Raw genomic sequence first — 23,912 nt, forward strand, 5'->3', positions numbered from 1 at the left:
AACAAAGCTGAGAGTTGCCCATGATCACCCGTCGCAAATTTGTCGCCACGGCCAGCGCAGGGGCGCTTCTGGCCGCCGCCGCCCCGGCTTCCGCCTATACACTCGACCCGAAATTCGCGCCTCAGCCGGTGCGGATGCGGAGTGACATGCAGCCGGGACAGATCCTCATCATGCCGCGCGCGCATTTCCTCTATTTCATCACCGCTCCCGGCGAGGCGCTGCGCTACGGCGTGGGCGTCGGCAAGGCCGGGCTGGAATTCACCGGAGAGGCGATCATCCAGGTCAAGAAGGAATGGCCCACCTGGCGTCCGACGAACGAGATGATCGAGCGAGAGCCGCAGACCTACGCCAAGTTCAGGAACAATGACTATGTCGAGCCCGGCGGCCCCGGCAACCCGCTGGGAGCGCGCGCTCTTTACCTGTTCCAGAATGGGCGCGACACCTTCTTCCGGATCCATGGCACCACGCAACCCGGCACAATCGGACGCTCTGTGTCGAACGGCTGCATCCGGATGATCAACGAGCACGTCATCGATCTATATCAAAGGGTTCCCGTGGGCACGAAAGTCACCGTGGTCTGATCCGGAGAACCCCGCCGAGCGTGGCGAGAAACAGGCGGCGGTCCCGAGAGGGGCCGCCGTTTGCCGTTGCGGCAACAGGAAATGACCGGCAAATTGCCCCATTTCGTGACATCCATCGCCACATTCGAGCCCGATTCCGCACTCACAAATGGGGCCATAAAACGGTACCCCAAAACCTTGGGGGCCCAAAAAAATGCGAAGGGTATGTGTATGGCGATTGTGGCTCTCATGGCCGGCAGCATCTTCGGTGCTTTCTCCGGTCTCTTCTCCTGGATCTTCTTCGACACCTCGGCGCTGAACGCGTTCGGCCTTTATTTTTCGGTCAGCCTTGTGTCGGGCCTGCTTCCGATCCTCTTCGCAACGCTGCGCGGCAGTGACGTCCGCACCGCTTCGGCCGTGGTCGCACGCTCCTGAAGCCCATCGCCGCCGAGCCTGTGCGGCACCCTTGGGGCCGCACCTCTGGTCTGAAGTGTATGGCGGAAATCTGGCCGCTTGTGCTTTCGGCCGACGGCTTCGACGCGGCAAACGGAAGCTGGCCGCACATGTTCTTGCCCCAACTCGGGGGTGCCAGCTTTGTCCAGGATAGAACTGCTGTCCTCTAGTCGCCGTCGATTCGGCCAATCAGAGCCTCGACGCTCGGCCCCAGGGCAGCCACCACCATCTTCACGCCCTCGGCGCTCGGGTGAATCCCGTCCGCCTGCATGACCGATCCGAGATTCGCCGGGACCTCTGCGCCGTCGCGCAGGCCGGAGAAGAAGTCCTCGAACAGCAACGTTCCGTATTTCTCGGCCAGCTCGGGGTAGATCGAATCGAATTGCGCCTTGTAGTCGGGACCGAAGTTTCCGGGCGCGGTCATCCCCACGAGCAGCACCGGCAGATCCCGCGACTGCGCTTCCGCGAGAATGCCGTCGAGGTTGCTGCGCGCCGTCGTTGGATCGATCCCGCGCATCATGTCATTGCCGCCCAAGGTCACGATCATCGCGTCGATTTCGGGGGTCAGCGACCAGGCGACGCGCGAAAGCCCTCCCGCCGTGGTGTCACCGGACACGCCGCCGTTCACGATGCTCACCTCGTGGCCATGCGCTGTCAGCCAGCCTTGAAGCTGCGGCACCAGCCCGTCCGGCGCGGGCAGCCCGTATCCCTGCGTCAGGCTGTCTCCCAGCGCCAGGATCTCCAGCGCCGAAGCGGGCAGGGGGGCTGCCAGAAAAGTGAGGCAGGCCGCAGCCTTGCTGAGAGGGGCAAAGCCCCCATATGTCAGTGAACGTGCCATTTTCCCGAAAGGCCCTTTCGATGCCCGATCCCGTGATTGTCCTCGATGATGTCACCCTCAGCCTCAGGGGCAATGCCGGACCGGTCGAAATCCTTCACGGAATCTCGATGACCGTCGGGCGGGGCGAGACGTTGGGCCTGATCGGGCCCTCGGGTTCGGGGAAAAGTTCCCTGCTGATGGTCATGGGCGGTCTGGAGAGTGCCACGTCGGGCCGCGTCTCGGTGCTTGGACAGGAGTTCACCGGCATGGACGAGGACCGCATGGCGCGCTTCCGCCGTGACCACATGGGTGTGGTTTTCCAGTCCTTCAACCTGATCCCGACGATGACCGCGCTTGAAAACGTCGCCACGCCGCTGGAACTGGCCGGGCACAAGGACGCCTTTGCCCGCGCCGAGGCCGAGCTCGAGCGCGTGAACCTCGGTCATCGCGCCGGGCACTACCCGTCGCAGATGTCGGGCGGCGAGCAGCAGCGCGTGGCACTGGCCCGCGCTTCTGCGCCGCGGCCGAAGATCCTGCTTGCCGACGAGCCGACCGGCAACCTCGACGGCAGCACCGGGCAGGCGATCATGGACCTGCTCTTCGGACTGCGCGACGAGCATGGCGCGACGCTGGTGCTGGTCACCCACTCCAACCGTCTGGCCGAGCGCTGCGACCGCGTGGTGCGGCTGACCGACGGGCGGATCGATCCTGCCGGGCTGCGGGCGAGGGCCGCCGAATGAGCCTTGCGACCGCCGCCCGTTTCGCCCGCCGCGAGCTGCGCGGCGGCGTGCATGGCTTCCGCATCTTCATCGCCTGCCTCGCGCTCGGGGTCGCCGCCATCGCCGGGGTAGGATCGGTGCGCACCGCCATCGAGGCGGGGCTCTCGGACCAGGGCGCGGTGCTGCTCGGCGGCGACGCGCAGGCCGAGTTCACCTATCGCTTCGCCACCGACGAGGAGCTTGCCTGGCTCGAGGGGATCGCGACCGAGGTCTCGGCGGTCACCGATTTCCGCTCCATGGCGACGGTCAGCCGCGACGGTGAGACCGAGCGGGGCCTGACGCAGGTGAAGTCGGTGGACGATGCCTACCCGCTGCTGGGCGAAGTGGTGCTGGACCCGCCGATGCCGCTCTCGCAGGCGCTGGACGGCGACGGGCGGCCCGGTGCCGTCATGGCCCCCGTGCTCGCTGACCGTCTGGGTCTCGCGCCCGGCGACAGCTTCAAGCTGGGCACGCAGGAGTTCACCCTGTCGGCGGTGATCCTGCGCGAACCGGACGACGCCGGTGACGGCTTCGGCCTCGGCCCGCGGACGCTGGTGCGCACCGCCGATCTGGACGGCAGCGGCCTGCTCGCCCCCGGCTCGCTCTACGAGAGCGAATACCGCCTGCTGCTGCCGCCCGGCAGCGATCTCGACGCGTTGAAGACCGAGGCGGCGGAGCGCTACCGCGAGGGCGGCATCCGCTGGCGCGACTCGCGCAACGGCGCGCCGGGCGTTGCGCGCTTCGTCGAGCGGCTGGGGCGGTTCCTCGTGCTCGTCGGCCTGTCGGGGCTCGCCGTGGGCGGTATCGGGGTTTCGGCCGCCGTGCGCGCCTACCTCGCGCGCAAGACCTCGGTCATCGCCACGCTGCGCACGCTCGGGGCCTCGCGCAACACCATCTTCCTCACCTATTTCCTGCAGATAGGCGCGCTGTCTCTGGTCGGAATCGCGCTCGGGCTGGTCCTTGGCGCAGCCATCCCGCTGCTCTTCGGCCCGCTCATCGCCAGTGCCCTGCCGGTGCCGATCAGCCTCACGCTCTACCCGGTCCCGCTGGCCGAGGCGGCGCTCTACGGGGTGCTGACCGCACTGCTCTTCACCCTCTGGCCGCTGGCCCGGACCGAGGAAGTGCGCGCCGCCACGCTGTTCCGCGACGCGCTCGACAGCGCGCGCGGCCTGCCAGCCAAACGCTACGTCTTCGCCACGCTGGCGCTGCTGCTGCTTCTGGTCGGCGCGGCGACGCTGTTCTCGGGGGACCGCAAGATCACGCTCTGGACCGCGGCGGGTCTGATCGGTGCGCTGATCATCCTGACCTTCGCCGCGACCGGCATCCGCTGGCTGGCGCAGCGCGCCGCGCCGCTCTCGCGCGGGCGCCCGGCGCTGCGGTGGGCGCTCTCGGCCATCGGCGGCCCGCGCGAGACCGCGGCCTCGGTGGTGCTCTCGCTGGGACTGGGGCTGACGGTGCTGGCCGCAATCGGCCAGATCGACGGCAACCTGCGCGCCTCGATCTCGCGCGATCTGCCCAAGATCGCGCCGTCGTATTTCTTCGTCGACATCCAGCCGGACCAGATCGAGGGCTTCAAGGCGCGGCTCGCGCATGACCCGGCGGTCAGCCGTGTCGACACCGCGCCGATGCTGCGCGGCGTGGTCACCCAGATCAACGGGCGCGACGCGCGCGAGGTGGCGGGCGGGCACTGGGTGGTGCGTGGAGATCGCGGCATCACCTACGCCGCACAGCCCGACGAGCGGACCAAAGTCACGGCGGGCGAGTGGTGGCCCGAGGATTATTCCGGCCCGCCGCAGGTCAGCTTTGCCGCCGAGGAGGCCGAGGAGATCGGCCTGAAGCTCGGCGACGAGATCACCCTCAACATCCTCGGTCGCGACATCACCGCGACGATCACCAGCTTCCGCGAAGTGGATTTCTCGACCGCCGGGATCGGCTTCGTCATGTCGCTGAACCCCTCGGCGCTGGCCGGGGCGCCGCACACCTGGATCTCCACCGTCTACGCCGAGCCACAGGCCGAGGCGGCGATCCTGCGCGATCTGGCCAATGCCTACCCCAATATCACCGCAATCCGTGTCCGCGACGCCATCGACCGCGTCTCGGAATTGCTCGAAGGCGTGGCGGGGGCGATCCGCTGGGGCGCGGCGGCAACTCTGCTGACCGGCTTCCTGGTGCTGATCGGCGCGGCTTCGGCCGGCGAGGCGGCGCGCAGCTACGAGGCGGCGGTGCTGAAGACCCTCGGCGCGTCGCGGGCGCGCATCCTCCAGAGCTTTGCCCTGCGCTCGGCGCTGCTCGGCGCGGCGGCGGGCGCGGTGGCACTGGGCGCGGGCATCCTCGGTGGCTGGGCGGTGAGCCATTTCCTGATGGAGACGGAGTTCGACGTCATGTGGGGCTCGGCCCTCGGCATCATCCTTGGTGGCGCGCTGGCGACGCTGCTGGCGGGGCTGGCCTTTGCCTGGCGACCGCTGTCGGCAAGACCCGCGCGGGTTCTGCGGGCGCGCGAGTAAGCAGCTTGAACCTTGCGTCAGGGGCTGGCAGGTCTGACCTGACCCAAGGCTGCAAAGGACGGACCTGCCCAATGACCGATTCCCTGCCGATGCCGATCTCGGCTCCGATCACCCCGGCGCAGCGGACCAGCATCCTCAACCTGCTGCGCCGCGCCGCACGGGCCGAGATCCTGCCCCGCTTCCGCGCGCTCGATCCCTCCGAGATCTCGGAAAAGACCGGACGGCAGGACCTGGTGACCGCCGCCGACAAGGGCGCCGAGGCGATGATCGCCCGCGGACTGCAGCGCATGTATCCGCACGCGCTGATCGTCGGCGAGGAGGCGGTGGCCGAGCACCCCGAGATCCGCGACAGGATCGGCGACGCGGAACTGGCCTTCACCATCGACCCGGTGGATGGCACCTGGAACTACGCTCATGGGCTGGCGACCTTCGGCATCATCCTTTCGGCCACGCGCTTCGGCGTGCCGGTCTTCGGGATGATCTACGATCCGATCCTTGATGACGTGGTCATGGCCGAGACCGGCGGCCCGACCGAACTGGTCTTCCCGCGCCGCCGCCTTAGCCGGCACCTGACCGTCTCGCCCGGAGGGCCGCTCTCGGAGCTGCAGGGCTTCGTGCCGCTCTATCTTTTCCCCGAGGACAAGCAGGCGCAGGTCGCCGCCGTGCTGCCGCGCTTCGAGCGCAGCCACACGCTGCGCTGTTCGGCCCACGAGTTCCGTCTCTTCGCGCAGGGTTCCGTGGACTTCCTCTTCTCGGCCCGGCTGACACCCTGGGACCACGCGGCCGGGGCGCTGATCTCGAAATGCGCGGGCGGCCACGTGGCAATGCTCGACGGCTCGGACTACAACGCCAAGCTGCGCGACGGGGTCCTGCTCTGCGCCTCGAACAAGGAAACCTGGGAGCGTATCCGCGATGCCTTCTCCTTCTTGCTCGACCCGCCGACCGAAGGGTGACGCGGCCGGAGAAACGACCGCGCGGAAATGAAAAGGGCGGAACCGAGGTTCCGCCCTTTTGCCTTGAAAGCCTTCGGCTTGCCTCCGGCGGGGATATTTTTGCCTAGAAGAAGGTGCGGGCCTTTCTTCTGGGGTCAAATATCCCGGGGAGCGCGAGGGGCTGGCCCCTCGCTTCAGGTCGCCCGCCTTACTCCGCCGCCTCGGCGTAATCGCTCATCGGCGGGCAGGTGCAGGTCAGGTTGCGGTCGCCCCAGGCGTTGTCGACGCGGTTGACCGGCGGCCAGTACTTGTCGACCCGGAAGGCGCCCGGCGGGAAGCAGCCCTGCTCGCGGCTGTACGGCCGGTCCCAGTCGCGCACGAGGTCTTCCATCGTGTGCGGCGCGTGTTTCAGCGGGTTGTTCTCGGGGTCGGCCTTGCCTTCCTCGACCGCGCGGATTTCCTCGCGGATCGCCAGCATGGCGTCGCAGAAGCGGTCGAGCTCGGCCTTGGTTTCGGATTCCGTCGGCTCGATCATCAGCGTGCCCGGCACCGGGAAGCTCATGGTCGGCGCGTGGAAGCCGCAGTCGATGAGGCGCTTGGCCACGTCATCCACGGTGATCCCGCAGCTGTCTGCGAAGGGGCGCACGTCGAGGATGCACTCATGCGCCACGCGGCCCTCGTGGCCGGTGTAGAGCACCTCGTAGGCCCCGGCGAGGCGGGTGGCGATGTAGTTGGCGTTGAGGATCGCCACGCGGGTCGCCTGCGTCAGCCCGGCGCCGCCCATCATCTGGATGTAGCCCCAGGAGATCGGCAGCAGCGAGGGCGAGCCGTAGGGCGCGGCCGAGACCGGCCCGGCGATGCCCTCTTCCAGCGGATGCGCCGGCAGGTGCGGCACCAGGTGCTCCTTCACGCCGATCGGGCCCATGCCGGGGCCGCCGCCGCCGTGCGGGATGCAGAAGGTCTTGTGCAGGTTGAGGTGGCTGACGTCGCCGCCCAGATCGCCGGGACGCGAAAGCCCCACCATGGCGTTCATGTTGGCGCCGTCGATATAGACCTGCCCGCCGTGCTCATGGGTGATCGCGCAGACGTCGCGCACCGTCTCCTCGAAGACGCCGTGGGTCGACGGGTAGGTGATCATGCAGGCGGCCAGCGTCTCGCTGTACTGCTCGGCCTTGGCGCGGAAGTCCACGAGGTCGATCGAGCCCTTCTCGTCGCATTTCACCGGCACGACCTTCCAGCCGACCATCTGCGCCGAGGCGGGGTTGGTGCCATGCGCGTTGACCGGGATCAGGCAGACGTTGCGCTGGCCCTCGCCGCGCGCGCGCTGCCACGAGGCGATGGTCAGAAGGCCCGCGTATTCGCCCTGCGCGCCGGAGTTCGGCTGCATGGTGAAGGCGTCGTAGCCGGTGACCTTGCAGAGCTTCTCGGAAAGATCGTCGATCATCTCCTTGTAGCCGAGCGCCTGGTCCTCGGGCACGTAGGGGTGCAGCCCGGCGAACTCGGGCCAGCTGACCGGCATCATCTCGGCGGCGGCGTTGAGCTTCATCGTGCAGGAGCCGAGCGGGATCATCGCCCGGTCGAGCGCGAGGTCGCGGTCCGCGAGACGGCGCATGTAGCGCATCATCTCGGTCTCGGCCCGGTTCATGTGGAAGACCTCGTGGGTGAGGTAGCTGCTGGTGCGGATCGAGGCCTCGGGCAGGCGGTAGCGCGGGGCGAAGTCCTCGTCCTTGCGCAGGAGGCCGAAGGCGCGCCAGACCGCCTCGATGGTGGCCGGGCGGGTGGTCTCGTCGAGCGTGATGCCGACGCGGGTCTCGCCCACCTTGCGCAGGTTGACGCCTTCCTTGACGGCGGCGCGCAGCACGCCCTGCTGCAGCAGGCCGACATCCACGGTGATCGTGTCGAAGAAGGTCTCGGGCTCGATCTTGAAGCCGGCCTCCTCCAGACCGCGCGCCAGCCGCTCGGTCTTGCGGTGGATGCGCTGCGCGATCGCCTTCAGCCCCTCGGGGCCGTGGAACACCGCGTAGAAGCCCGCCATCACCGCCAGCAGCGCCTGCGCGGTGCAGACGTTCGACGTGGCCTTCTCGCGGCGGATGTGCTGCTCGCGGGTCTGCAGGGCAAGCCGGTAGGCGCGGTTGCCGTGGCTGTCGATCGACACCCCGACGATGCGACCCGGCATGCTGCGCTTGTAGGCGTCCTTGGTGGCCATGTAGGCGGCGTGCGGGCCGCCGTAGCCGAGCGGCACGCCGAAGCGCTGGGTCGAGCCCACGGCGATATCGGCGCCCATCGCGCCCGGCTCCTTCAGCAGGCACAGCGCCATCGGGTCGGCGGCGACGATGCCGATCGCCTTGGCGGCGTGCAGCGCCTCCACCTCGGCGGTGAGGTCACGCACGTGGCCATGGGTGCCGGGGTACTGGAAGATCGCGCCGAAGACCTTGTCGGCCTCGAGGGCGTCGGGGCTGGCGACGATGATCTCGATGTTCAGCGGCGCGGCGCGGGTCTTCATCACCGCGATGTTCTGCGGGTGGCAATTCTCGTCGATGAAAAAGGCGGTCGCCTTCGACTTCGCGACGCGCTGCGCCATGGTCATCGCCTCGGCACAGGCGGTGGCCTCGTCGAGCAGGGAGGCGTTGGCGATCTCGAGCCCGGTGAGGTCGGACACCATGGTCTGGTAGTTCAGCAGCGCCTCGAGCCGGCCCTGCGAGATCTCGGGCTGGTAGGGCGTGTAGGCCGTGTACCAGGCGGGGTTCTCGAAGATGTTGCGCTGGATCGCGGGCGGGGTGACCGTGCCGTGGTAGCCCTGGCCGATCAGCGACGTCAGCACCTTGTTCTTCTTGGCGACCTCGCGCATGTGCCAGAGCATCTCGCGCTCGGACATGGGCTTGCCAAGCTCGAGCGCCTCGGCCTGGCGGATGCCGGCGGGGACGGTCTGCTTGATCAGCGCGTCGAGGTCCTTGACCCCCAGCACCTCGAACATCTGCGCCATTTCCTTGGGCGAGGGCCCGATGTGGCGGCGGTTGGCAAAGTCATACGGCAGGTAGTCGGTGGGGGTGAAGGCCATGTGGTTCCGTCCCGAAACAGCAGGTTCAGCAGGAGAGAGGGGGCAAGGCGCGGCCCTGCCCCTTTCATTGTTCTTCAAATACGCACCGGCCCTGCTTCGCCGCCATGCGCAGCGGCGGGGCAGGGCGCGGGGACATCAGCCGATGAAGTCCTTGTAGGCGGCTTCGTCCATGAAGTCGTCGAGCGCCGAGAGGTCCTCGATCTTCATCTTGAAGAACCAGGCCTCGCCCTCGGGGTCGTCGTTGACCTTGGAGGGCTCGTCGGCGAGCGGGCTGTTCACCTCGACGATCTCGCCGTCGAGCGGGGCGAGGATGTCGGAGGCGGCCTTGACCGACTCGATCACCACGACCTCGTCATCCTTGCTGACCGTGGTGCCTTCTTCCGGCAGTTCCACGAACACCACATCGCCCAGCTGTTCGGCTGCATGTGCGGTGATGCCGACGACGACGACATCGCCCTCGACGCGGAGCCATTCGTGCTCTTCGGTAAATTTCATCGTGCTGTCCCTGTCTGTGTCAGCGTTTGTAGGTCTGGGTGACGAAGGGCATTTCGGCCACTTCGAGGGCGAGCCGCTTGCCGCGCAGCTCGCCGAATAGCTTGGTGCCGGGGGCGGCGTGGTCAATGGCGACGTAGCCCATGGCGACCGGGGTGCCCGTGGTCGGCCCGAAACCGCCCGAGGTGACGCGGCCGATCGGGGTGCCGCCCTCTTCCTGTGCAAAAATTTCCACACCTTCGCGCATCGGGGCGCGGCCCTCGGGGCGCAGGCCGACGCGGGCGCGCGAAGCGCCAGTGTCGAACTCGGCGAGGATCTTCTCGGCACCGGGGAAGCCGCCCTCGCGGGCGCCACCGCTGCGGCGGATCTTCTGGATCGCCCAGGTCAGCGCCGCCTCGACCGGCGTGGTCGTGGTGTCGATGTCGTGTCCGTAGAGGCAGAGCCCGGCTTCGAGGCGCAGCGAGTCGCGGGCGCCAAGGCCGATGGGTTCGACATCGTCATGCGCCAGCAACGCGCGGGCGAGGTCGACCGCCTTGTCCTCGGGCACCGAGATCTCGAAGCCGTCCTCGCCGGTGTAGCCCGAGCGCGAGACCCAGCAGTCGGCGCCGACAAGCTCGACCGTGGCGACATCCATGAAGCGCATCTCGCGCACCGCGGGGTTGAGGCCGGCCAGCACGTCTTCGGCCGCCGGACCCTGCAGCGCCAGCAGCGCGCGGTCGCCGAGCAGCCGGGGCGTCACGCCCTTCGGCTCCAGTCCGGCGCGCATCAGCGCCATGTCCTCGGTCTTGCAGGCGGCGTTGACCACGACAAACAGGTGATCGCCACGGTTGGCGATCATCAGGTCATCCTCGATCCCGCCCGCGTCATTGGTGAAGAAGCCGTAGCGCTGGCGGTTCTCGGCCAGCCCGGCAATATTCACCGGCACCAGCGATTCAAGCGCCAGCGCGATGCGTTCCACGCTGTCGCCGGACAGGATCACCTGCCCCATGTGGCTGACGTCGAACAGCCCGGCCCTCTCGCGCGTGTGCAGATGTTCCTTGAGCACTCCGAGCTTGTATTGCACCGGCATCTCGTAGCCGGCAAAGGGCACCATCTTGGCGCCCAGCTCAATGTGCAAATCGTGTAATGGCGTGCGTTTCAGCTCGTCCATGCGCTCCCCGATCCTCTCGGCCCGGAACGGCGCAGAGCCCCCGGACATTCCCCGCGCGGATCTCGCCCGCGCCCGAAATGCCCCCTCTGTCCTTTCGCCTGAGATCGTTATCCCTTCGGCGAGCGCTTGTCGCGCCTCTCTCCAGAGTTTCTAAGTGCCGCGAAGGTCCTTTGGCCTGAGAGTTTCCGGGGCGGTTGCTCCTTCGGCACCGGCAAGCCGGTTCTCCCATCGCGATGGCGGTGAAACTATTATACTTGCGCGACAGCCGCAAGCGCGCCCGTGGGGCGGGGAATCGAGCAGGCCTGGACGGGCACGAGGATGTTGATCAGAGCGGCATTGCCGCAGACCAGCGCGTCGAGCGTGATCGGGTCGAGCGTGGCATAGAAGGCATTCGCCGCTTCCGAGAGCGCCAGTCGCAGCCGGCAGGCCTCGGTCAGCGGGCAGGTGTTGTCGGCATCGGCAAAGCATTCGGCCAGCGGCACGGGGGATTCGAGTGTGCGGAAGACCTCGCCGATCCGGATTTGATCGGCCGGTCGCGCCAGCTCCAGGCCGCCGTTGCGGCCGCGATGCGTGCTGAGAAAACCAAGCTGCGCCAATTGGTTGATAACCTGTGCAAGGTGGTTTTCCGAGGCATTGCAGCACTTGGCAATCTCTGACTTCGTGACCAGGCGCCCGGTGTTCGCGGCACAATGCATCAGGACGCGGATCGCGATATTCGTTCTCTTGGTCACGCGCACGGGAAATGTCCTCGCTTTGAATGAATGCCGGATTAGGTACAGGGTTAGGTCAAAGGTTGGATTGACACATATCAATCGGACGGAAGAAAAAGCGCTAAATGAGCACATCTTATTTTTTCGGATATGGGTCTCTGGTCAACCGCCGGACGCATGGATTCGCGCCCGCCCACCGCGCCACGGCTTCGGGCTGGCGTCGGGTCTGGGCACAGGTGCCGGGGCGGCCGGTGTCGCTGCTGACCGTCCTGCGTGACCCCAACTGCGAGATCGAGGGGCTGATCGCCCCGGTGGATGCAGACGGCTGGGCGGCGCTCGACCTGCGCGAGGCCTGCTACGACCGGACCGATGCGCTGCACGACGTGCGCCACCCTGAACAGCCTGTGGAGGAGATGGCGATCTACGTGGTGCCCGAGGCTGACCGGATGTCGCCCGACGTCGATCACCCGGTGCTGTTGAGCTACCTCGACGTGGTGCTCCAGGGGTATCTGGTCGAATTCGGCAAGGAGGGGGCCGAACGTTTTCTTGCCAGCACGGCCAATTGGGACGCGCCGATCCTGAATGACCGCGCCGCGCCGCAATATCCCCGCGCGCAGAGCCTGACCGACGCCGAGCAACGATTTGTCGATGCGGCCCTGTCACGGCTCGGTGCAAAGGTCTTTGCCGAATGACACCGCGCTGGCTTCTGCTGCTCTACCGGCTGTCCAAGCGGCTCGGGGTGCGGGTGCTGATGGGCGCAATCCTGGCGCTCGTCGCCGTGGCTTTGGCCCCTCTGTTCCAGGGCTTGATTCCCGACTGGATGAAAGAGCGCTTCGGTGCCGATGCGGTCACGCCGATCCTGTCGATCCTTGCCACCACGATGCTGACCGTCACCACTTTCTCGCTTTCGGTCATGGTGCAGGCCTTCCAGTCCGCCGCCAGTCAGGCTACACCGCGTGCCTACCGGCTGCACCTCGAGGACAGCACCGCGCAGACCGCGCTCGCGGCCTTCACCGGCACCTTCCTGTTCTCGCTCACTGCGCTCGTCCTGTTCAACGCCGGGCTCTACTCCGAGGAGTCGGCGGTGGTGATCTTCTTCCTGACCATCGCCAGCATCGTTGCGGTGATCGTCGCCATGCTGCGCTGGATTGGGCATCTGAGTGTCATGGGAAGCATGGACCACACGCTTGACCGCGTCGTGGAAAGCGCGCTGCCGCCGCTCGAGCGCGCCATGGCGCGCCCTTCGCTCGGTGCGGTTCCGCCCGAACGCGACCTGCCGTCGGGCGCGCTGGAGGTGCCTGCCGGTCGCGCGGGCTATGTGCAGTACATCAATTTCGAGCTGCTGGAAGAGACGCTGGCGGCGGCCGAGGCACAATTCCGGGTGATCGCCCATCCCGGCGCGCATCTGGTTCCGGGGATGCCGCTGGGCGTGGTGGCAGGAGGCCATGTCGCGACAGAGGATATTGCCCGATGCTTCACGCTCGGGGCCGAGCGGACCATGGAACAGGATGCCCGCTACGGGGTGATGGTGATGAACGAGGTGGCGATCCGTGCCCTTTCGCCGGCGGTCAACGATCCGGGCACGGCGATCGACGTGGTGCAACGGCTGGAGCGGATGCTGATGGGGCTTGGGAGCCCCGACGCGGCGCCACCGGACTATCCGCACGTCCAGATGGCCCCCCTGAACCCGGCGCATCTTCTGGAAGACGGATTCTTCCCGCTGATCCGGGATGGCGCGGCGCGTCCCGAGGTCATCTCTTGCGTGCTGTCGGCGATGAAGGTGCTGCGCAGCGCCGAGTGGCCCGCGCTGGCCGAGGCGGCGGAGGCCACGCGAGCCTATACCTTTGCCCATGCCGAGGCCGCGCTGACGGTCGAGGCGGACCGGCGCTGGCTTGAGAGCAAGCGGCAAGAGGGCTGAGGCGGCGCGCGTCGCTCTTGCCGGAGAAACGAAAAAGGCGGACCCGAGGGTCCGCCTTTCGCATCTCGGTAGGTGACGTGCTTACTTCGCCAGCGCCTTCGCCGGGATCTTTTCCAGCAGCGGCAGCACGTCGGCCATCTCGGGGCCACGCTCGAGTCCGGTCAGCGCCTTGCGCAGCGGCATGAAGAGCCCCTTGCCCTTGCGGCCAGTGGCCTCTTTCACCGCCTGGGTCCACGCGCCCCAGGTCTCGGTGGTGTAGGGGCCCTCGGGCAGCAGCGCCATCGCGTCGGCGATAAAGGCGCGGTCCTCGTCGGCGATCAGCGGCTCGGCGCCATCGCGGAACAGCTGCCACCAGCCGGCGATGTCCTTGCGGGTCACGATGTTCTCGCGCGCGACGTTCCAGAAGGCCTCCTGCTTTTCGGAGGGCACGCCGAGCGCGGTCAGCTCCTCGGCGACATCCGTCAGCGGCAGCTGGTGCAGCTTGCGCGCGGTCAGCGGGTAGAGGTCCTGCTCGTCGAACTTGGTCGGGGCCGCGCCGAACTGGCTCAGTTCGAAGCCCTCGGCGATCTCGTCCAGCGACAGGCGCAGTTCCACCGGCTGGCTGGATCCCAGGCGCGCCATCAGCGACAGCAGCGCTTCGGGCTCGATACCCGCCTCGCGCAGGTCGCGGATCGACAGCACGCCGAGGCGCTTCGACAGCGACTCGCCCTGCGGACCGGTGAGCAGCGAGTGGTGCGCAAAGCCCGGCGCGGTGCCGCCGAGCGCCTCGATGATCTGGATCTGCGTCGCGGTGTTGGTGACGTGGTCCGAGCCGCGCACGATGTTCGTCACGCCCATGTCCATGTCATCGACCACCGAGGCCAGCGTGTAGAGGATCTGCCCGTCGCCGCGGATCAGCACCGGGTCCGACACCGAGGCGGCGTCGATCGAGATCGGGCCAAGGATGCCGTCGGTCCAGTCGATACGCTGCTGGTCGAGCTTGAAGCGCCACACGCCATTGCCGCGCTCGGCGCGCAGCTTGTCCTTCTCTGCGTCCGAAAGCTCCAGCGCGGCGCGGTCATAGACCGGCGGCTTGCCCATGTTGAGCAGCTTCTTACGCTTGAGGTCGAGCTCGGTCGGGGTCTCGAAGGCCTCGTAGAACCGGCCCATGGCGCGCAGGTCGTCGGCGGCGGCATGGTAGCGGTCGAGCCGCGCGCTCTGTCGCTCCGTCTTGTCCCAGTGCAGGCCGAGCCATTCAAGGTCGCGCTTGATGCCGTCGACATACTCTTCCTTGCTGCGCTCGGCGTCGGTGTCGTCGATGCGCAGGATGAAGGTGCCGCCGGATTTGCGCGCGATCAGGTAGTTGAACAGCGCGGTGCGGAGGTTGCCCACATGGATGTGACCGGTGGGCGACGGTGCGAAACGGGTGGTGGTCATGCTAGCCTCCTGCATACGCCGCTGGCAATTTCACAAGCGCGGCGGTTTGTCCAGTTCGCGGCCCTTGGCGAGGTGCCGATCCGGTGTATTCTCCGCGTCATGAGAGACATTCTGACCGTCACGCTCAACCCCGCACTCGATCTGGCGACCACCACCGACCGCGTGGTGGCCGGCCCGAAGCTGCGCTGCGACACGCCGAGCGTCGATCCCGGCGGCGGCGGCATCAATGTCGCCCGGGTCGCCGCAGAGCTGGGTGGTCCGGCGCGGGCGTTTCTGGCGCTGGGGGGGCCGACGGGCATGCGGCTCGAAGCGGCGCTGGCCGAGCTGGGGCTGCCCATGGTGCGCATGCGCGCGCCGGGCGAGACCCGCGAGAGCATGGCGGTGCACGACCGTCACAGTGGCGCGCAGTACCGGTTCGTCATGCCCGGCCCGGTCTGGCGAGAAAGCGACGTGCTGGACGCGCTCTCCTCGATTGCCAGCGCCGTGCATGAAGGTGGTATCGTCGTTCTCAGCGGCAGCCAGCCGCCGGGGGTGCCGGACGATTTCCCGGTGCAGTTGGCGCGCGCTCTGAAGGATCGCGGCGCCTGCTTGATCGTCGACACATCGGGGCCGGTGCTGGAGCACTTGGCGAGAGGCACCGATCCCGCGCCGGCCGTGCTGCGCATGGACAGTATCGAGGCCGAGGAACTGGCCGGGCGACCGCTGATGACCCGCGCGGATTCGGCGCGGTTCGCGGCGGAGCTCGTGGCGCGCGGCGCGGCGGAGCGGGTGATCCTGGCGCGGGGCGCGGACGGCTCTGTCATGGCGGGGCCGGACGGGCTCTGGCAGGTGAGCGCGGCGAAAGTTTCGGTGCTCTCGGCGGTGGGCGCCGGCGACAGTTTCGTCGGGGCCTATGCCTACGGGATTTCCGGCGGTTTGGGCGCGCCCGAGGCGCTGGCGCTAGGCGCCGCCGCGGCGAGCGCGACGGTGACCACGCCAGGGACGCGGCTCTGCACGCGGGCCATGGTACAGGGGCTGCTCGACCAATGCGGCGCAACCCGGATCGCGATGCGCTGACCGCCTACGATCGCCTGCGGTTTTCCGAGCGGTTTCCCGGATCTTGTCGGTGAAGGTTTTCAAGGTTGGGGCCCTAGCCCCCGACCAGGGAGAGACATGGCCGGGGACGGAGAGAGGCGGTCAGGCGACCGCGGCATGTTCCAGCCGATGCAGCTGAAGCCGCACCATGGTCTGGTTCAAGAGGATATAGGCGATCTCTCCGAAAGTGACAGGGCCGGTGAAGCTGCCGGTCCGCTTTTGCTCGAGCTCGCCAAAAAGGAAGTTGAGGATGCAGTTGCACGACAGCTCCTGCGCGCCGTCGCCCTGCGCGCGTTGCGCGAAGACGGTGGCATAATCCCCGGGGTTGCGGGCGATGCGGTAGGGCACGCCCTCGATCACCGGGGCGTAGAAGGCGACCTCTTGCGCGCCGACCGACTGGAAGGAGACGTTGATCATCGCGCCGGCGTAATTTGCCACCAGCGGCAGGCGTGTGTCGATGTTCTGCGACTCGACCCATTCGGCGAAATCCACCTTCTGCCCGGCCACCACCGCATGGCGTGCGGAAAACCCGGTTGCGGGGAAGATGATTTCCGGCCCGGAGTCGTCCTGCTCGAAGAGGTTGAGGATCTCGACGTTGGCGATCCGCTCGGCGGGCAGCTTCACGTGCAGGACCATCGCGCCCTCCGCGTGGGCGATGCCGCGGCTGCCGTCGAAGACCTTGGGCTTCGTCTGCGCGAGTTCGTCGAGATGGACACCGGTGATCCAGCCCATGACCGGCTGGTCGAACAGGCCGGGGAACTCCGCCGCGCCCAGGGCATAGGTCTCATGCGCACGGCTGAAGGCGGGGATCAGGATCACCGACAGGCCGCTGTCGTAGCGGCCCATTGTCAGGCTCGGAAGGTCCTCGCCCTCGTAGAGAAGGGGCGGGCGTCCTCGACCGCCTCGATTTCGGTGACGAAGAGGTTTTCCTGGTCCACGTGGCCACCGTTCTCGGTCATGAAATAGACCGATGTGCCGCCGATCCAGCGGCCGCGGGGCAGTCCCTGCAGCGCCGCTTCCGAGCCGGCGATCACGAGCGTCGCGCCCGCCGTGATGCGATCGGCCGCCTGCGCCGGGGTCATCAGGGTGTTCTTCATGGGAGTCCTTTCCGTGCGGGCGGTTTCAGAACAGGGCGATGTCTTTGGTAGCGAAGGCATTCTTCTCGAAATAGCCGCGCAGCTCGGTGATCTTTGAGGTCATCTCGGCGGGCTTCGCACTCACCTCGCGGCGCAGCCGGGTCACGAGTATCTTGGTGGCCAGCACCGCGCCCGAAAGCTCGGCCTCGGAGGTCAGCACGCGGCGCCAGCAGGGGTTCGATGGGTCCGGGATCATCCGGGGCTCCTTCACCGGTCAAGCGATCGCGGACAGGGCTACGGTGATTCCGATTAACGGGGCGCAAATACGCGCATGTGATGATGCGGCCGGGCCGCGGTTCTGGCCTGATGGTGTCGATGAGCTATGCTTTGGCACAGGACAGCAGGAGAGGAAGACGACAATGGACAAGGACAAGATCACCCGGCGCGCGGCTCTGACCTGCGCCGCGGCGCTGCCGATTGCCGCCGGTCTCGGGGGCGCCGCTCCCGCGCGGGCCCAGGACGCGCAGGGCCCGCAGGTGCCGCGCGTCTACCGGGTGCCGCTCGGCAGCTTCGAGGTAACGGCGATGATGGCCGGCACGCGCACCGTGCCCGAGCCGCAGGGCACCTTCGGGATGAACGCCAGCCCCGAGGAATTCGCCGAAGTGTCGGAGGCGGCGCATATCCCCACCGACAAGGCGCAGTTCTTTTTCACGCCGACGCTGGTCAACACAGGCAGCGCTCTGATCCTCTTCGACACCGGGCTTGATCCGGCAGGGATCGTCGCGGCGGTCGAAGCGGCGGGGTACACGCCCGAGGATGTAAGCCACGTAGTGATCACCCACATGCATGGCGACCATATCGGGGGGCTCTCGGAGGGCGGTGTCGCGACCTTTGCCAATGCCGCGCTGATCACCGGGCAGGACGAGTGGGACCATTGGTCCGCCGCCGGCAACGAAGGGTTTGAGGGCAAGGTACGCCCGCTCGAGTCGGGGTTCAGCTTCCTCACCGACGACGCAGAGGTCGCGCCGGGGATCACCGCCGTTCTGGCGCCCGGCCACACGCCGGGCCACATGTGCTTCGCGCTGGAGAGCGATGGGCAGAAGATGATGCTCACCGCTGACTTGGCCAACCACTACGTGTGGTCGGTCGGCAAGCCGGACTGGGAGGTGCGCTTCGACATGGACAAGCAGCTCGCCGCCTCGTCCCGGCGCAAGGTCTTCGGCATGCTCGCCGAGGAAAAGACCCCCTTCATCGGATACCACATGCCGTTTCCGGCGATCGGCTATGTCGCCGCCGAAGGAGATGGTTTCCGCTACATCCCGCACAGCTACCAGCTGCTGATGACCTGAGCTCGGGCGGCAGGACCACGGCGCGGCGCGGTCCGATGGGCCGCGCCGTCTGCGTGCAGGCTGCGGTCAGCGGAAGGCCGGCCCGTGAGCCCAGATGGTCAGCGAATGGCGTTCACCGCCGGTGACCGGGGTGACCCGATGCAGCATGTAGGAGGGAAACAGCGTCGCCGTGCCGCGCGCTTTTCCGGCCGTGACGATGTGGTTCGAGGGCATGACTTCCAGCGCCCCGCCCTCGTAGGCCTCCGGCTCGGAGAGCTGCACCACCATGGTCAGCTTGCGGCGCGCGGCGAGCCTGCCCTCGCCGATGTCCGAATGCCAATCGAAATGCCCCTCGCGCTCGGCGCCGTAGCGGGCGACCTGAGCGCTTTCGTCGAAGGCGTCGAGCGCGAAGTCATAGGCGCTGCGGTTGGCGTCGCGCACCAGTTCGATGATCCGCTCCATGACCCAGTCCGTGCCCTCGACGTCATCGAGCCACACCAGATCGGCGCGGCGCAGGTTGTGCGCGCGCTGCTGTCCCACAAGGCGCGCATCCGAAGCCTCGGCGGTGCGCGCGATCTCGACGAGACGGGTGCAGTCCGCGTCGGAAAAGGCTGCGGGGATGCTGTGGACGGTGATCATGGGAATTCTCCTTGGGCGAAGCGCGCAGCTAAGGGCGGACGCCGGGAGAATCTGTATCGTTTGCGACAGGAACGCCTGAAAGCGACCTGTCTTCGCGTCATTTTGAGCGGCCGGCGGGAAGCCGGGCGGGCGGGATGTCGCGGCGTGCCGTCCCCCCTTTTCCCGGCCCTCGACAGGGGCCATATCTGGCGGATGAAAGATCCCGATCTCGCCGCCTTCGAGACCATGGCCCGCGCCGCGGTCGACTCCCTGCCGATGCCCTTCCGCGCCGCCGCCGCCGAGGTGGTGCTGCGCATCGAGGACTGGCCGCCGGACGAGATCCTCGACGAGATGGAGATCGACGATCCGATCGACTTGACCGGCCTCTACGAGGGCATCCCGATGACCGAGAAATCGTCGAGCTGGCCCTCGCCCTATCCCGACACGGTGTGGCTGTTCCGCGAACCGATTCTACAGGAGTGGCGCGAGCGCAGGGATGTCACGCTGGAAGATCTGGTCACCCACGTCACGGTGCACGAGTTCGCGCATCACTTCGGCTGGTCCGATGACGACATCGCCAGCATCGACCGCTGGTGGGAGTGACGCCGGGAAATCAGGCTTCAACACCGCTTTCGCGCAGCAGCGCACGCATCCGCTCGACGAAGCGCCGGGCCCCCAATTCATCCTCGGCGGTCCGTTTGGCGGCAGTTCCAAGACGCTGGCGCAGAGAAGGATCCTCGATGAGCGAGGTCAGCGCCGCCTCGACCGCGCCGGGCTGCGCGACATCCACGTGCAGGCCATTCACGCCATGTTGCAGATACCCCGCCGACCCCGCGTCGGTCGAGATCACCGGCACGCAGCCGTAGGCCATGGATTCCACCGGGGCAAAGCCGAGGGGCTCTCGTACCGAGGGCAGGATGCAGACGTCGGTCTGCCGATAGAGCCGCGGCATGTCCCGGAACGGCACGTTGGCATGCAGTTCAAGCCAGGGTTCCTCAGCGGCCAACTTTTGCAGTGCTGCGATCTGCGGGGCGTTCTGCTCGGGATCGCCGGTGGTGCCGGCAAGCAGTAGCCGAACCTTTCCGGCGCGTCCCTGCGCGCGCAGAGCGTCGATCACCATCCCCTGATTCTTGCGCGGATTGTGAAGCTTGGCCACGCAAAGCACAGTGACGGGCCCGTCGGCCCGCTGCACCAGATCGTCGGCACTGGCCTCGGGCGCGGCCATCACCGGCCATGGGATGTAGCGCGCGTCGCGGTTCGGGCGCAGGCCGTTGTCGAGCCCCAGAACCGGGGTCACCCGGCGCAGAGGCAGGCCCTGGAAGCGGCGCGTCAGCCTGCGCTTCAGCGGCTCGCGCCAATGGTAAGGGTTGAGGTCGTAGAACCACATCGGTGTGCCGCTTTGCCGTGCCAGCTTGGCGACGCTGCGACGATGCGCGGCGACATTGCGCAGGATCACCACATCGGGCTGCAGAGCCTGCCAGGCGGCGCGAAACGCCTCGGGGTCTGCGTCATAGGGAAACAGCCGCGGCGCGACGACGCTGTGATCCTCGGTCCTGCCGCTGCCACTGCCCCAGACCGCCACGTCGATCTGCGCCGCATCGAGCGCCCGCGTGGCTTCCCAGAGGTTGGTGTGAAAGCGCTCGACGACGAAGAGGATCCGCGGCCGCACCTTGCTCACCCGTTGTCCCGCCAGCGGTTGGCGATGGGGTAGCGCCGGTCGAGCCAGAAGGCCTTTTGCGACAGGCGTGCGCCGGGGGCGGATTGGAAGCGCTTGTATTCCGAGATGTAGAGCAGGTGCTCGACCTTCTTGGCGTCGGCGCGGTCAAAGCCCGCCGCGACGCAATCGGCGATCGAGCCGTCGCGGTCCACGAGGATCTCGAGAATGCCGTCCAGCACCGGGTAGTCGGGCAGGCTGTCGCTGTCCTTCTGGTCCTCGCGCAGCTCGGCCGAGGGTGGCTTTGTGATGATCCGCTCGGGGATCACCTCGCCCTCGGGTCCCTGCATCCAGGGCCGCTGGTTCTCGTTGCGCCAGCGGCAGATGGCGAAGACGCGGGTCTTGTAGAGATCCTTGATCGGGTTGTAGCCCCCGGCCATGTCGCCGTAGATCGTGGCATAGCCCACCGCGACCTCGGACTTGTTGCCGGTGGTCAGCAGCATCTCGCCGAACTTGTTCGACAGCGCCATCAACAGCAGACCGCGCAGGCGCGACTGGATGTTTTCCTCGGTGAGGTCGGCGGACCGCCCCTCGAAGAGCGGTGCCAGCGTGTTGGTGATGGCCGCGCGGCCCTCGGCGATCGGCACGAAGTCGTAGTGACAGCCGAGGTTCGTGGCGCAGGCCTTGGCATCCTCGAGCGAATGCTCTGAGGTGTATTCCGACGGCAACATCACGCAGCGCACGTTCTCGGCCCCGAGCGCGTCGGTGGCGATGGTCGCCACCAGCGCCGAGTCGATGCCGCCCGACATGCCGAGCAGCACCTTGCCGAAGCCGGTCTTGCGGCAATAGTCACGCAGGGCCAGCACCATGGCGTGGTAGTCCTGCTCCATCTCGCTCGGGTGCTGCACGAAGCGCCCGTCCTCGGCGCGCCAGCCCTCGGGGGTACGCACGATGTCGACCTGCGCGATCTCCTCCTCGAAGACCGGCAGCTGCAGCGCCGCTCGCCCGCCGGGGTTCAGCACGAAGGAGCCGCCGTCGAAGATCTGGTCGTCCTGCCCACCCACCATGTTGAGGTAGATCAGCGGCAGGCCGGTCTCGATGACCCGGGCGACCATCTTGTTGAGCCGGGTGTCATGCTTGCCCCTGCGGTAGGGAGAGCCGTTCGGTACCAGCAGGAACTCGGCCCCGGTCTCTGCGTGGGTCTCGGCCACGTCCTCGTACCAGGCGTCCTCGCAGATCGGCGAACCGATGCGGACGTTGCCCACAGCATAGGGGCCCCCGATGTCGCCGCTGTCGAAGACCCGCACCTCGTCGAAGACGCCGTAGTTGGGCAGGTGGTGCTTGAAGACCTCGGTGACGATGCGCCCGTCGCGGCAGATGAGATAGGCGTTAAAGAGCTCGGTTCCCTCGACCCACGGGCAGCCGATCCCGAGCGCCGGGCCGTCGGCGCAGTCTTCCGCCAGCTTCCGAGCCACCTCCATGCAATCCAGTGTGAAGGCGTGCTTCATCGGCAGATCCTGGGCGTTGTAGCCGGCGATGAACATCTCGGGCAGGGCGACAAGCTGTGCACCGGCATCGCGACCCTTCTCCCAGGCATCCCTGGCCTTGGCGGCATTGCCGGCAAGATCGCCCACGGTCGGGTTGAGCTGCGCGATGGTCAGGCGGAAACGGTCACCCATGAGCCACGTCCTTTTGGTCACATCCGCGTGCCCACATAGCAGAACCACGCCGGAGGGGAAGAAGCTGAGGGCAAAAGAGATTGTCAGCCAAGGGGGTGTTGTTTAGTTTCGCGGCGGCAGAGGGGTCGATTTTTCGGCCATTTTTCGGGGCAAAACAACAGGCATCCGGCAAGGGGCCGGCAGGGAAGGCGCATGAAGCTCTCAGGCAGAACCATCCTTACGGCAGCGGCGGTTGCGGCGCTGACCTATCCGGCACTCGCGCAGGTCGAGGGCGGCGAGGTCCAGACCAAGCAATACGATGACGGCGGGGTCTACGAGGGCACCTTCCAGAACGGGTTGCAGCATGGCACCGGAACTTACCGGCTGCCCAACGGCTATGAATACACCGGTCAGTGGGCCGAGGGCGAGATCCGCGGCGAGGGTGTCGCGCGCTTCCCCAACGGCTCGGTCTACGAGGGCCAGTTCGCCAAGGGCAAGCCCGAAGGCGTGGGCCGCATCGTCTTTGCCGACGGCGGCACCTACGAGGGGTCGTGGCTCGACGGCAAGATCACTGGCAAGGGGGTCATGCAATACGCCAACGGCATGCGCTACGAGGGCGCCTTCCGCAACGCGCTGCACCACGGGCGCGGCGTGATGACCGGCCCCAATGGCTACCGCTACGAGGGCGATTGGGTGAACGGCGTCAAGCAGGGCAACGCCGAGATCGCCTATCCCGACGGCTCGGTCTTCGAGGGTCGCGTCGCCAACGGGCTGCGCGACGGCCAGGGCAAGCTGACCATGCCCGACGGGCTGGTCTACGAGGGCACCTGGCGCGAGGGCCAGATCGATGGCGTCGGCACGCTGACCCAGCCCAACGGCGACGTCTACGAGGGCGAGCTGGTCGACGGCCGCCGCGAGGGTCAGGGCAAGGTCACCTATGCCAACGGCGACATCTACGAGGGCCAGTTCGACAACGACCAGCGGCAGGGCACCGGTGCCTTCATCGGCGAGGATGGCTACCGCTACGACGGTGACTGGGTCTCGGGCCAGATCGAGGGTCAGGGCAAGGTCACCTATCCCGACGGCTCGGTCTACGAGGGGGCCTTCCTCGGCGATCTCGCCAATGGCGAGGGCAAGATCACCTATCCCGATGGCTCGACCTACGAGGGTGCCTGGGTCGAAGGGGTGATCGAGGGCGAGGGCGTGGCGCGCTATGCCAACGGCCTGATCTACGAAGGCGACTTCAAGAATGCCCGCAACGACGGTCAGGGCGTGATGACCTACCCCGATGGCTACCGCTACGAGGGCGAGTGGCAGGACGGCCAGCGCCACGGCGAGGGCGTCGCCACCTATCCCGACGGCACGACCTACACCGGCGCCTTCCGCGACGGCCAGCGTCACGGGCAGGGCGCGATCACCATGCCCGACGGCTTCCGCTACGAAGGGGCCTGGGTGGCAGGCGAAATCGAGGGCGAAGGCGTCGCCACCTATGCCAATGGCGATGTCTACGAGGGCCACTTCAAGGATGGCAAGCGCCAGGGCGAAGGGACCATGCGCTATGCCACTGGCGAGCAGAGCACCGGCTCCTGGGTGAACGGCGTTCTCACCTCCGACACCCCGGTGCAGGAAAGCGAGGCCCCCGCGGATGACCCCGGCACCGACGCCGAGGCACCCGCCGAGGAGGGGCTGCCGCAAGAGCCGGGCGCGGCAGCGGACGCTCCGGCCGCAGATTGAGT

23 protein-coding genes and 1 riboswitch are annotated in these 23,912 nt (G+C 67.4%); of the genes, 11 read left to right on the forward strand and 12 right to left on the reverse strand.

Annotation, left to right across the window (positions count from 1 at the left end; translation table 11 throughout):
* The first annotated feature begins 20 nt into the window (after positions 1–20).
* Together IQ782_RS11995 and IQ782_RS29770 are read left to right on the forward strand one after the other, a co-directional pair.
* On the forward strand, positions 21–581 hold the full coding sequence (locus tag IQ782_RS11995) for a L,D-transpeptidase (RefSeq protein WP_194134884.1): 561 nt from the start codon (positions 21–23) through the stop codon (positions 579–581).
* 81 nt (positions 582–662) lie between these two features.
* On the forward strand, positions 663–995 hold the full coding sequence (locus IQ782_RS29770) for a hypothetical protein (RefSeq protein ID WP_240989254.1): 333 nt from the start codon (positions 663–665) through the stop codon (positions 993–995).
* 184 nt (positions 996–1,179) lie between these two features.
* Here the strand turns inward: IQ782_RS29770 and IQ782_RS12005 are convergent, their stop codons facing one another.
* On the reverse strand, positions 1,180–1,851 hold the full coding sequence (locus tag IQ782_RS12005) for an arylesterase (protein ID WP_194134885.1): 672 nt from the start codon (positions 1,849–1,851) through the stop codon (positions 1,180–1,182).
* 20 nt (positions 1,852–1,871) lie between these two features.
* Here IQ782_RS12005 and IQ782_RS12010 point away from each other — a divergent pair, with 20 nt between their 5' ends.
* The 3 genes from IQ782_RS12010 (at position 1,872) to IQ782_RS12020 (ending at position 6,045) form a co-directional block, all read left to right on the forward strand.
* Positions 1,872–2,570: an ABC transporter ATP-binding protein gene (locus tag IQ782_RS12010; protein WP_194134886.1), complete on the forward strand. Its 699-nt coding sequence runs from the start codon at positions 1,872–1,874 to the stop codon at positions 2,568–2,570.
* On the forward strand, positions 2,567–5,092 hold the full coding sequence (locus tag IQ782_RS12015; RefSeq protein WP_194134887.1) for an ABC transporter permease: 2,526 nt from the start codon (positions 2,567–2,569) through the stop codon (positions 5,090–5,092). Before IQ782_RS12010 ends, IQ782_RS12015 begins: the two co-directional genes overlap by 4 nt.
* 71 nt (positions 5,093–5,163) lie before the next feature.
* On the forward strand, positions 5,164–6,045 hold the full coding sequence (locus IQ782_RS12020; protein WP_194134888.1) for an inositol monophosphatase family protein: 882 nt from the start codon (positions 5,164–5,166) through the stop codon (positions 6,043–6,045).
* A 187-nt stretch (positions 6,046–6,232) separates the two neighbouring features.
* On the opposite strand, the gene gcvP is transcribed toward IQ782_RS12020, so the two are convergent.
* The 4 genes from gcvP to IQ782_RS12040 all read right to left on the reverse strand — a co-directional run bounded on the left by gcvP (position 6,233) and on the right by IQ782_RS12040 (position 11,461).
* Positions 6,233–9,082, reverse strand: coding sequence for an aminomethyl-transferring glycine dehydrogenase (gene gcvP / locus IQ782_RS12025; protein WP_194134889.1), 2,850 nt, complete (start codon positions 9,080–9,082; stop codon positions 6,233–6,235).
* A gap of 135 nt (positions 9,083–9,217) precedes the next feature.
* A complete protein-coding gene (gene gcvH, locus IQ782_RS12030) occupies positions 9,218–9,577 on the reverse strand; it encodes a glycine cleavage system protein GcvH (protein ID WP_194134890.1) in 360 nt (119 codons plus the stop codon).
* A gap of 19 nt (positions 9,578–9,596) precedes the next feature.
* Positions 9,597–10,724 carry a glycine cleavage system aminomethyltransferase GcvT gene (gene gcvT / locus IQ782_RS12035; protein WP_194134891.1) on the reverse strand — a complete coding sequence of 376 codons (1,128 nt, stop codon included), beginning with the start codon at positions 10,722–10,724 and terminating at the stop codon, positions 9,597–9,599.
* A 153-nt stretch (positions 10,725–10,877) separates the two neighbouring features.
* Positions 10,878–10,962: riboswitch (glycine riboswitch) on the reverse strand.
* A gap of 10 nt (positions 10,963–10,972) precedes the next feature.
* Complete coding sequence (locus IQ782_RS12040) at positions 10,973–11,461, reverse strand: Rrf2 family transcriptional regulator (RefSeq protein WP_194134892.1); 489 nt, start codon at positions 11,459–11,461, stop codon at positions 10,973–10,975.
* Positions 11,462–11,559: 98 nt separating this feature from the next.
* Between IQ782_RS12040 and IQ782_RS12045 the strand changes: the two genes are divergently transcribed.
* Positions 11,560–12,126 (forward strand): gamma-glutamylcyclotransferase family protein, encoded by a 567-nt coding sequence (locus IQ782_RS12045; protein ID WP_194134893.1) that lies wholly within the window; start codon positions 11,560–11,562, stop codon positions 12,124–12,126.
* The gene (locus IQ782_RS12050) at positions 12,123–13,352 is read left to right on the forward strand and encodes a DUF2254 domain-containing protein (RefSeq protein ID WP_194134894.1); all 1,230 of its coding nucleotides are present in this window, start codon (positions 12,123–12,125) and stop codon (positions 13,350–13,352) included. Before IQ782_RS12045 ends, IQ782_RS12050 begins: the two co-directional genes overlap by 4 nt.
* Positions 13,353–13,433: 81 nt before the next feature.
* Here IQ782_RS12050 and gltX read toward each other — a convergent pair whose 3' ends face one another.
* Positions 13,434–14,768 carry a glutamate--tRNA ligase gene (gene gltX, locus IQ782_RS12055; RefSeq protein WP_194134895.1) on the reverse strand — a complete coding sequence of 445 codons (1,335 nt, stop codon included), beginning with the start codon at positions 14,766–14,768 and terminating at the stop codon, positions 13,434–13,436.
* A gap of 99 nt (positions 14,769–14,867) precedes the next feature.
* On the opposite strand from gltX, the gene IQ782_RS12060 reads away from it, so the two are divergent.
* Positions 14,868–15,824 (forward strand): 1-phosphofructokinase family hexose kinase, encoded by a 957-nt coding sequence (locus tag IQ782_RS12060; protein ID WP_194134896.1) that lies wholly within the window; start codon positions 14,868–14,870, stop codon positions 15,822–15,824.
* A gap of 120 nt (positions 15,825–15,944) precedes the next feature.
* Here the strand turns inward: IQ782_RS12060 and IQ782_RS12065 are convergent, their stop codons facing one another.
* From IQ782_RS12065 to IQ782_RS12070, 3 genes are read right to left on the reverse strand one after another with little or no spacing between them, the layout of a single operon-like run.
* Entirely contained in the window at positions 15,945–16,688 is a 744-nt protein-coding gene (locus tag IQ782_RS12065) for a DUF6976 family protein (protein WP_338092579.1), read from the reverse strand.
* Positions 16,689–16,690: 2 nt separating this feature from the next.
* On the reverse strand, positions 16,691–16,939 hold the full coding sequence (locus IQ782_RS30300) for a DUF6976 family protein (RefSeq protein WP_338092580.1): 249 nt from the start codon (positions 16,937–16,939) through the stop codon (positions 16,691–16,693).
* A 25-nt stretch (positions 16,940–16,964) separates the two neighbouring features.
* Positions 16,965–17,174: a hypothetical protein gene (locus IQ782_RS12070; RefSeq protein ID WP_194134897.1), complete on the reverse strand. Its 210-nt coding sequence runs from the start codon at positions 17,172–17,174 to the stop codon at positions 16,965–16,967.
* A gap of 163 nt (positions 17,175–17,337) precedes the next feature.
* Here IQ782_RS12070 and IQ782_RS12075 point away from each other — a divergent pair, with 163 nt between their 5' ends.
* Positions 17,338–18,267, forward strand: a complete 930-nt coding sequence (locus IQ782_RS12075) for an MBL fold metallo-hydrolase (protein ID WP_194134898.1) — start codon at positions 17,338–17,340, stop codon at positions 18,265–18,267.
* 66 nt (positions 18,268–18,333) lie between these two features.
* On the opposite strand, the gene IQ782_RS12080 is transcribed toward IQ782_RS12075, so the two are convergent.
* Entirely contained in the window at positions 18,334–18,885 is a 552-nt protein-coding gene (locus tag IQ782_RS12080) for a 2OG-Fe(II) oxygenase (RefSeq protein ID WP_194134899.1), read from the reverse strand.
* A gap of 192 nt (positions 18,886–19,077) precedes the next feature.
* Between IQ782_RS12080 and IQ782_RS12085 the strand changes: the two genes are divergently transcribed.
* Positions 19,078–19,467, forward strand: coding sequence for a metallopeptidase family protein (locus IQ782_RS12085; RefSeq protein WP_194134900.1), 390 nt, complete (start codon positions 19,078–19,080; stop codon positions 19,465–19,467).
* 10 nt (positions 19,468–19,477) lie between these two features.
* On the opposite strand, the gene IQ782_RS30305 is transcribed toward IQ782_RS12085, so the two are convergent.
* Positions 19,478–20,542: a glycosyltransferase gene (locus IQ782_RS30305; RefSeq protein WP_194134901.1), complete on the reverse strand. Its 1,065-nt coding sequence runs from the start codon at positions 20,540–20,542 to the stop codon at positions 19,478–19,480.
* Positions 20,539–22,197 (reverse strand): NAD+ synthase, encoded by a 1,659-nt coding sequence (locus IQ782_RS12095; RefSeq protein WP_194134902.1) that lies wholly within the window; start codon positions 22,195–22,197, stop codon positions 20,539–20,541. Before IQ782_RS12095 ends, IQ782_RS30305 begins: the two co-directional genes overlap by 4 nt.
* A gap of 192 nt (positions 22,198–22,389) precedes the next feature.
* On the opposite strand from IQ782_RS12095, the gene IQ782_RS12100 reads away from it, so the two are divergent.
* Positions 22,390–23,910, forward strand: a complete 1,521-nt coding sequence (locus tag IQ782_RS12100; protein ID WP_194134903.1) for an MORN repeat-containing protein — start codon at positions 22,390–22,392, stop codon at positions 23,908–23,910.
* The last annotated feature ends 2 nt before the right edge of the window (positions 23,911–23,912 follow it).

Origin of the sequence: Salipiger mangrovisoli (genome assembly GCF_015223355.1) — a bacterium.
Taxonomy (GTDB): Bacteria; Pseudomonadota; Alphaproteobacteria; order Rhodobacterales; family Rhodobacteraceae; genus Salipiger; species Salipiger mangrovisoli.

Coding starts and splice junctions, on each gene's coding strand:
- gltX (WP_194134895.1), bottom strand. CDS start 14,768: ATGACCACCACCCGTTTCGCACCGTCGCCCACCGGTCACATCCATGTG.
- IQ782_RS12080 (WP_194134899.1), bottom strand. CDS start 18,885: ATGATCACCGTCCACAGCATCCCCGCAGCCTTTTCCGACGCGGACTGC.
- IQ782_RS11995 (WP_194134884.1), top strand. CDS start 21: ATGATCACCCGTCGCAAATTTGTCGCCACGGCCAGCGCAGGGGCGCTT.
- IQ782_RS12020 (WP_194134888.1), top strand. CDS start 5,164: ATGACCGATTCCCTGCCGATGCCGATCTCGGCTCCGATCACCCCGGCG.
- gcvH (WP_194134890.1), bottom strand. CDS start 9,577: ATGAAATTTACCGAAGAGCACGAATGGCTCCGCGTCGAGGGCGATGTC.
- IQ782_RS12075 (WP_194134898.1), top strand. CDS start 17,338: ATGGACAAGGACAAGATCACCCGGCGCGCGGCTCTGACCTGCGCCGCG.
- IQ782_RS30300 (WP_338092580.1), bottom strand. CDS start 16,939: ATGAAGAACACCCTGATGACCCCGGCGCAGGCGGCCGATCGCATCACG.
- IQ782_RS12060 (WP_194134896.1), top strand. CDS start 14,868: ATGAGAGACATTCTGACCGTCACGCTCAACCCCGCACTCGATCTGGCG.
- gcvT (WP_194134891.1), bottom strand. CDS start 10,724: ATGGACGAGCTGAAACGCACGCCATTACACGATTTGCACATTGAGCTG.
- IQ782_RS12010 (WP_194134886.1), top strand. CDS start 1,872: ATGCCCGATCCCGTGATTGTCCTCGATGATGTCACCCTCAGCCTCAGG.
- IQ782_RS12100 (WP_194134903.1), top strand. CDS start 22,390: ATGAAGCTCTCAGGCAGAACCATCCTTACGGCAGCGGCGGTTGCGGCG.
- IQ782_RS12065 (WP_338092579.1), bottom strand. CDS start 16,688: ATGGGCCGCTACGACAGCGGCCTGTCGGTGATCCTGATCCCCGCCTTC.
- IQ782_RS29770 (WP_240989254.1), top strand. CDS start 663: ATGACCGGCAAATTGCCCCATTTCGTGACATCCATCGCCACATTCGAG.
- IQ782_RS12005 (WP_194134885.1), bottom strand. CDS start 1,851: ATGGCACGTTCACTGACATATGGGGGCTTTGCCCCTCTCAGCAAGGCT.
- IQ782_RS12045 (WP_194134893.1), top strand. CDS start 11,560: ATGAGCACATCTTATTTTTTCGGATATGGGTCTCTGGTCAACCGCCGG.
- gcvP (WP_194134889.1), bottom strand. CDS start 9,082: ATGGCCTTCACCCCCACCGACTACCTGCCGTATGACTTTGCCAACCGC.
- IQ782_RS12070 (WP_194134897.1), bottom strand. CDS start 17,174: ATGATCCCGGACCCATCGAACCCCTGCTGGCGCCGCGTGCTGACCTCC.
- IQ782_RS12015 (WP_194134887.1), top strand. CDS start 2,567: ATGAGCCTTGCGACCGCCGCCCGTTTCGCCCGCCGCGAGCTGCGCGGC.
- IQ782_RS12095 (WP_194134902.1), bottom strand. CDS start 22,197: ATGGGTGACCGTTTCCGCCTGACCATCGCGCAGCTCAACCCGACCGTG.
- IQ782_RS12085 (WP_194134900.1), top strand. CDS start 19,078: ATGAAAGATCCCGATCTCGCCGCCTTCGAGACCATGGCCCGCGCCGCG.
- IQ782_RS12050 (WP_194134894.1), top strand. CDS start 12,123: ATGACACCGCGCTGGCTTCTGCTGCTCTACCGGCTGTCCAAGCGGCTC.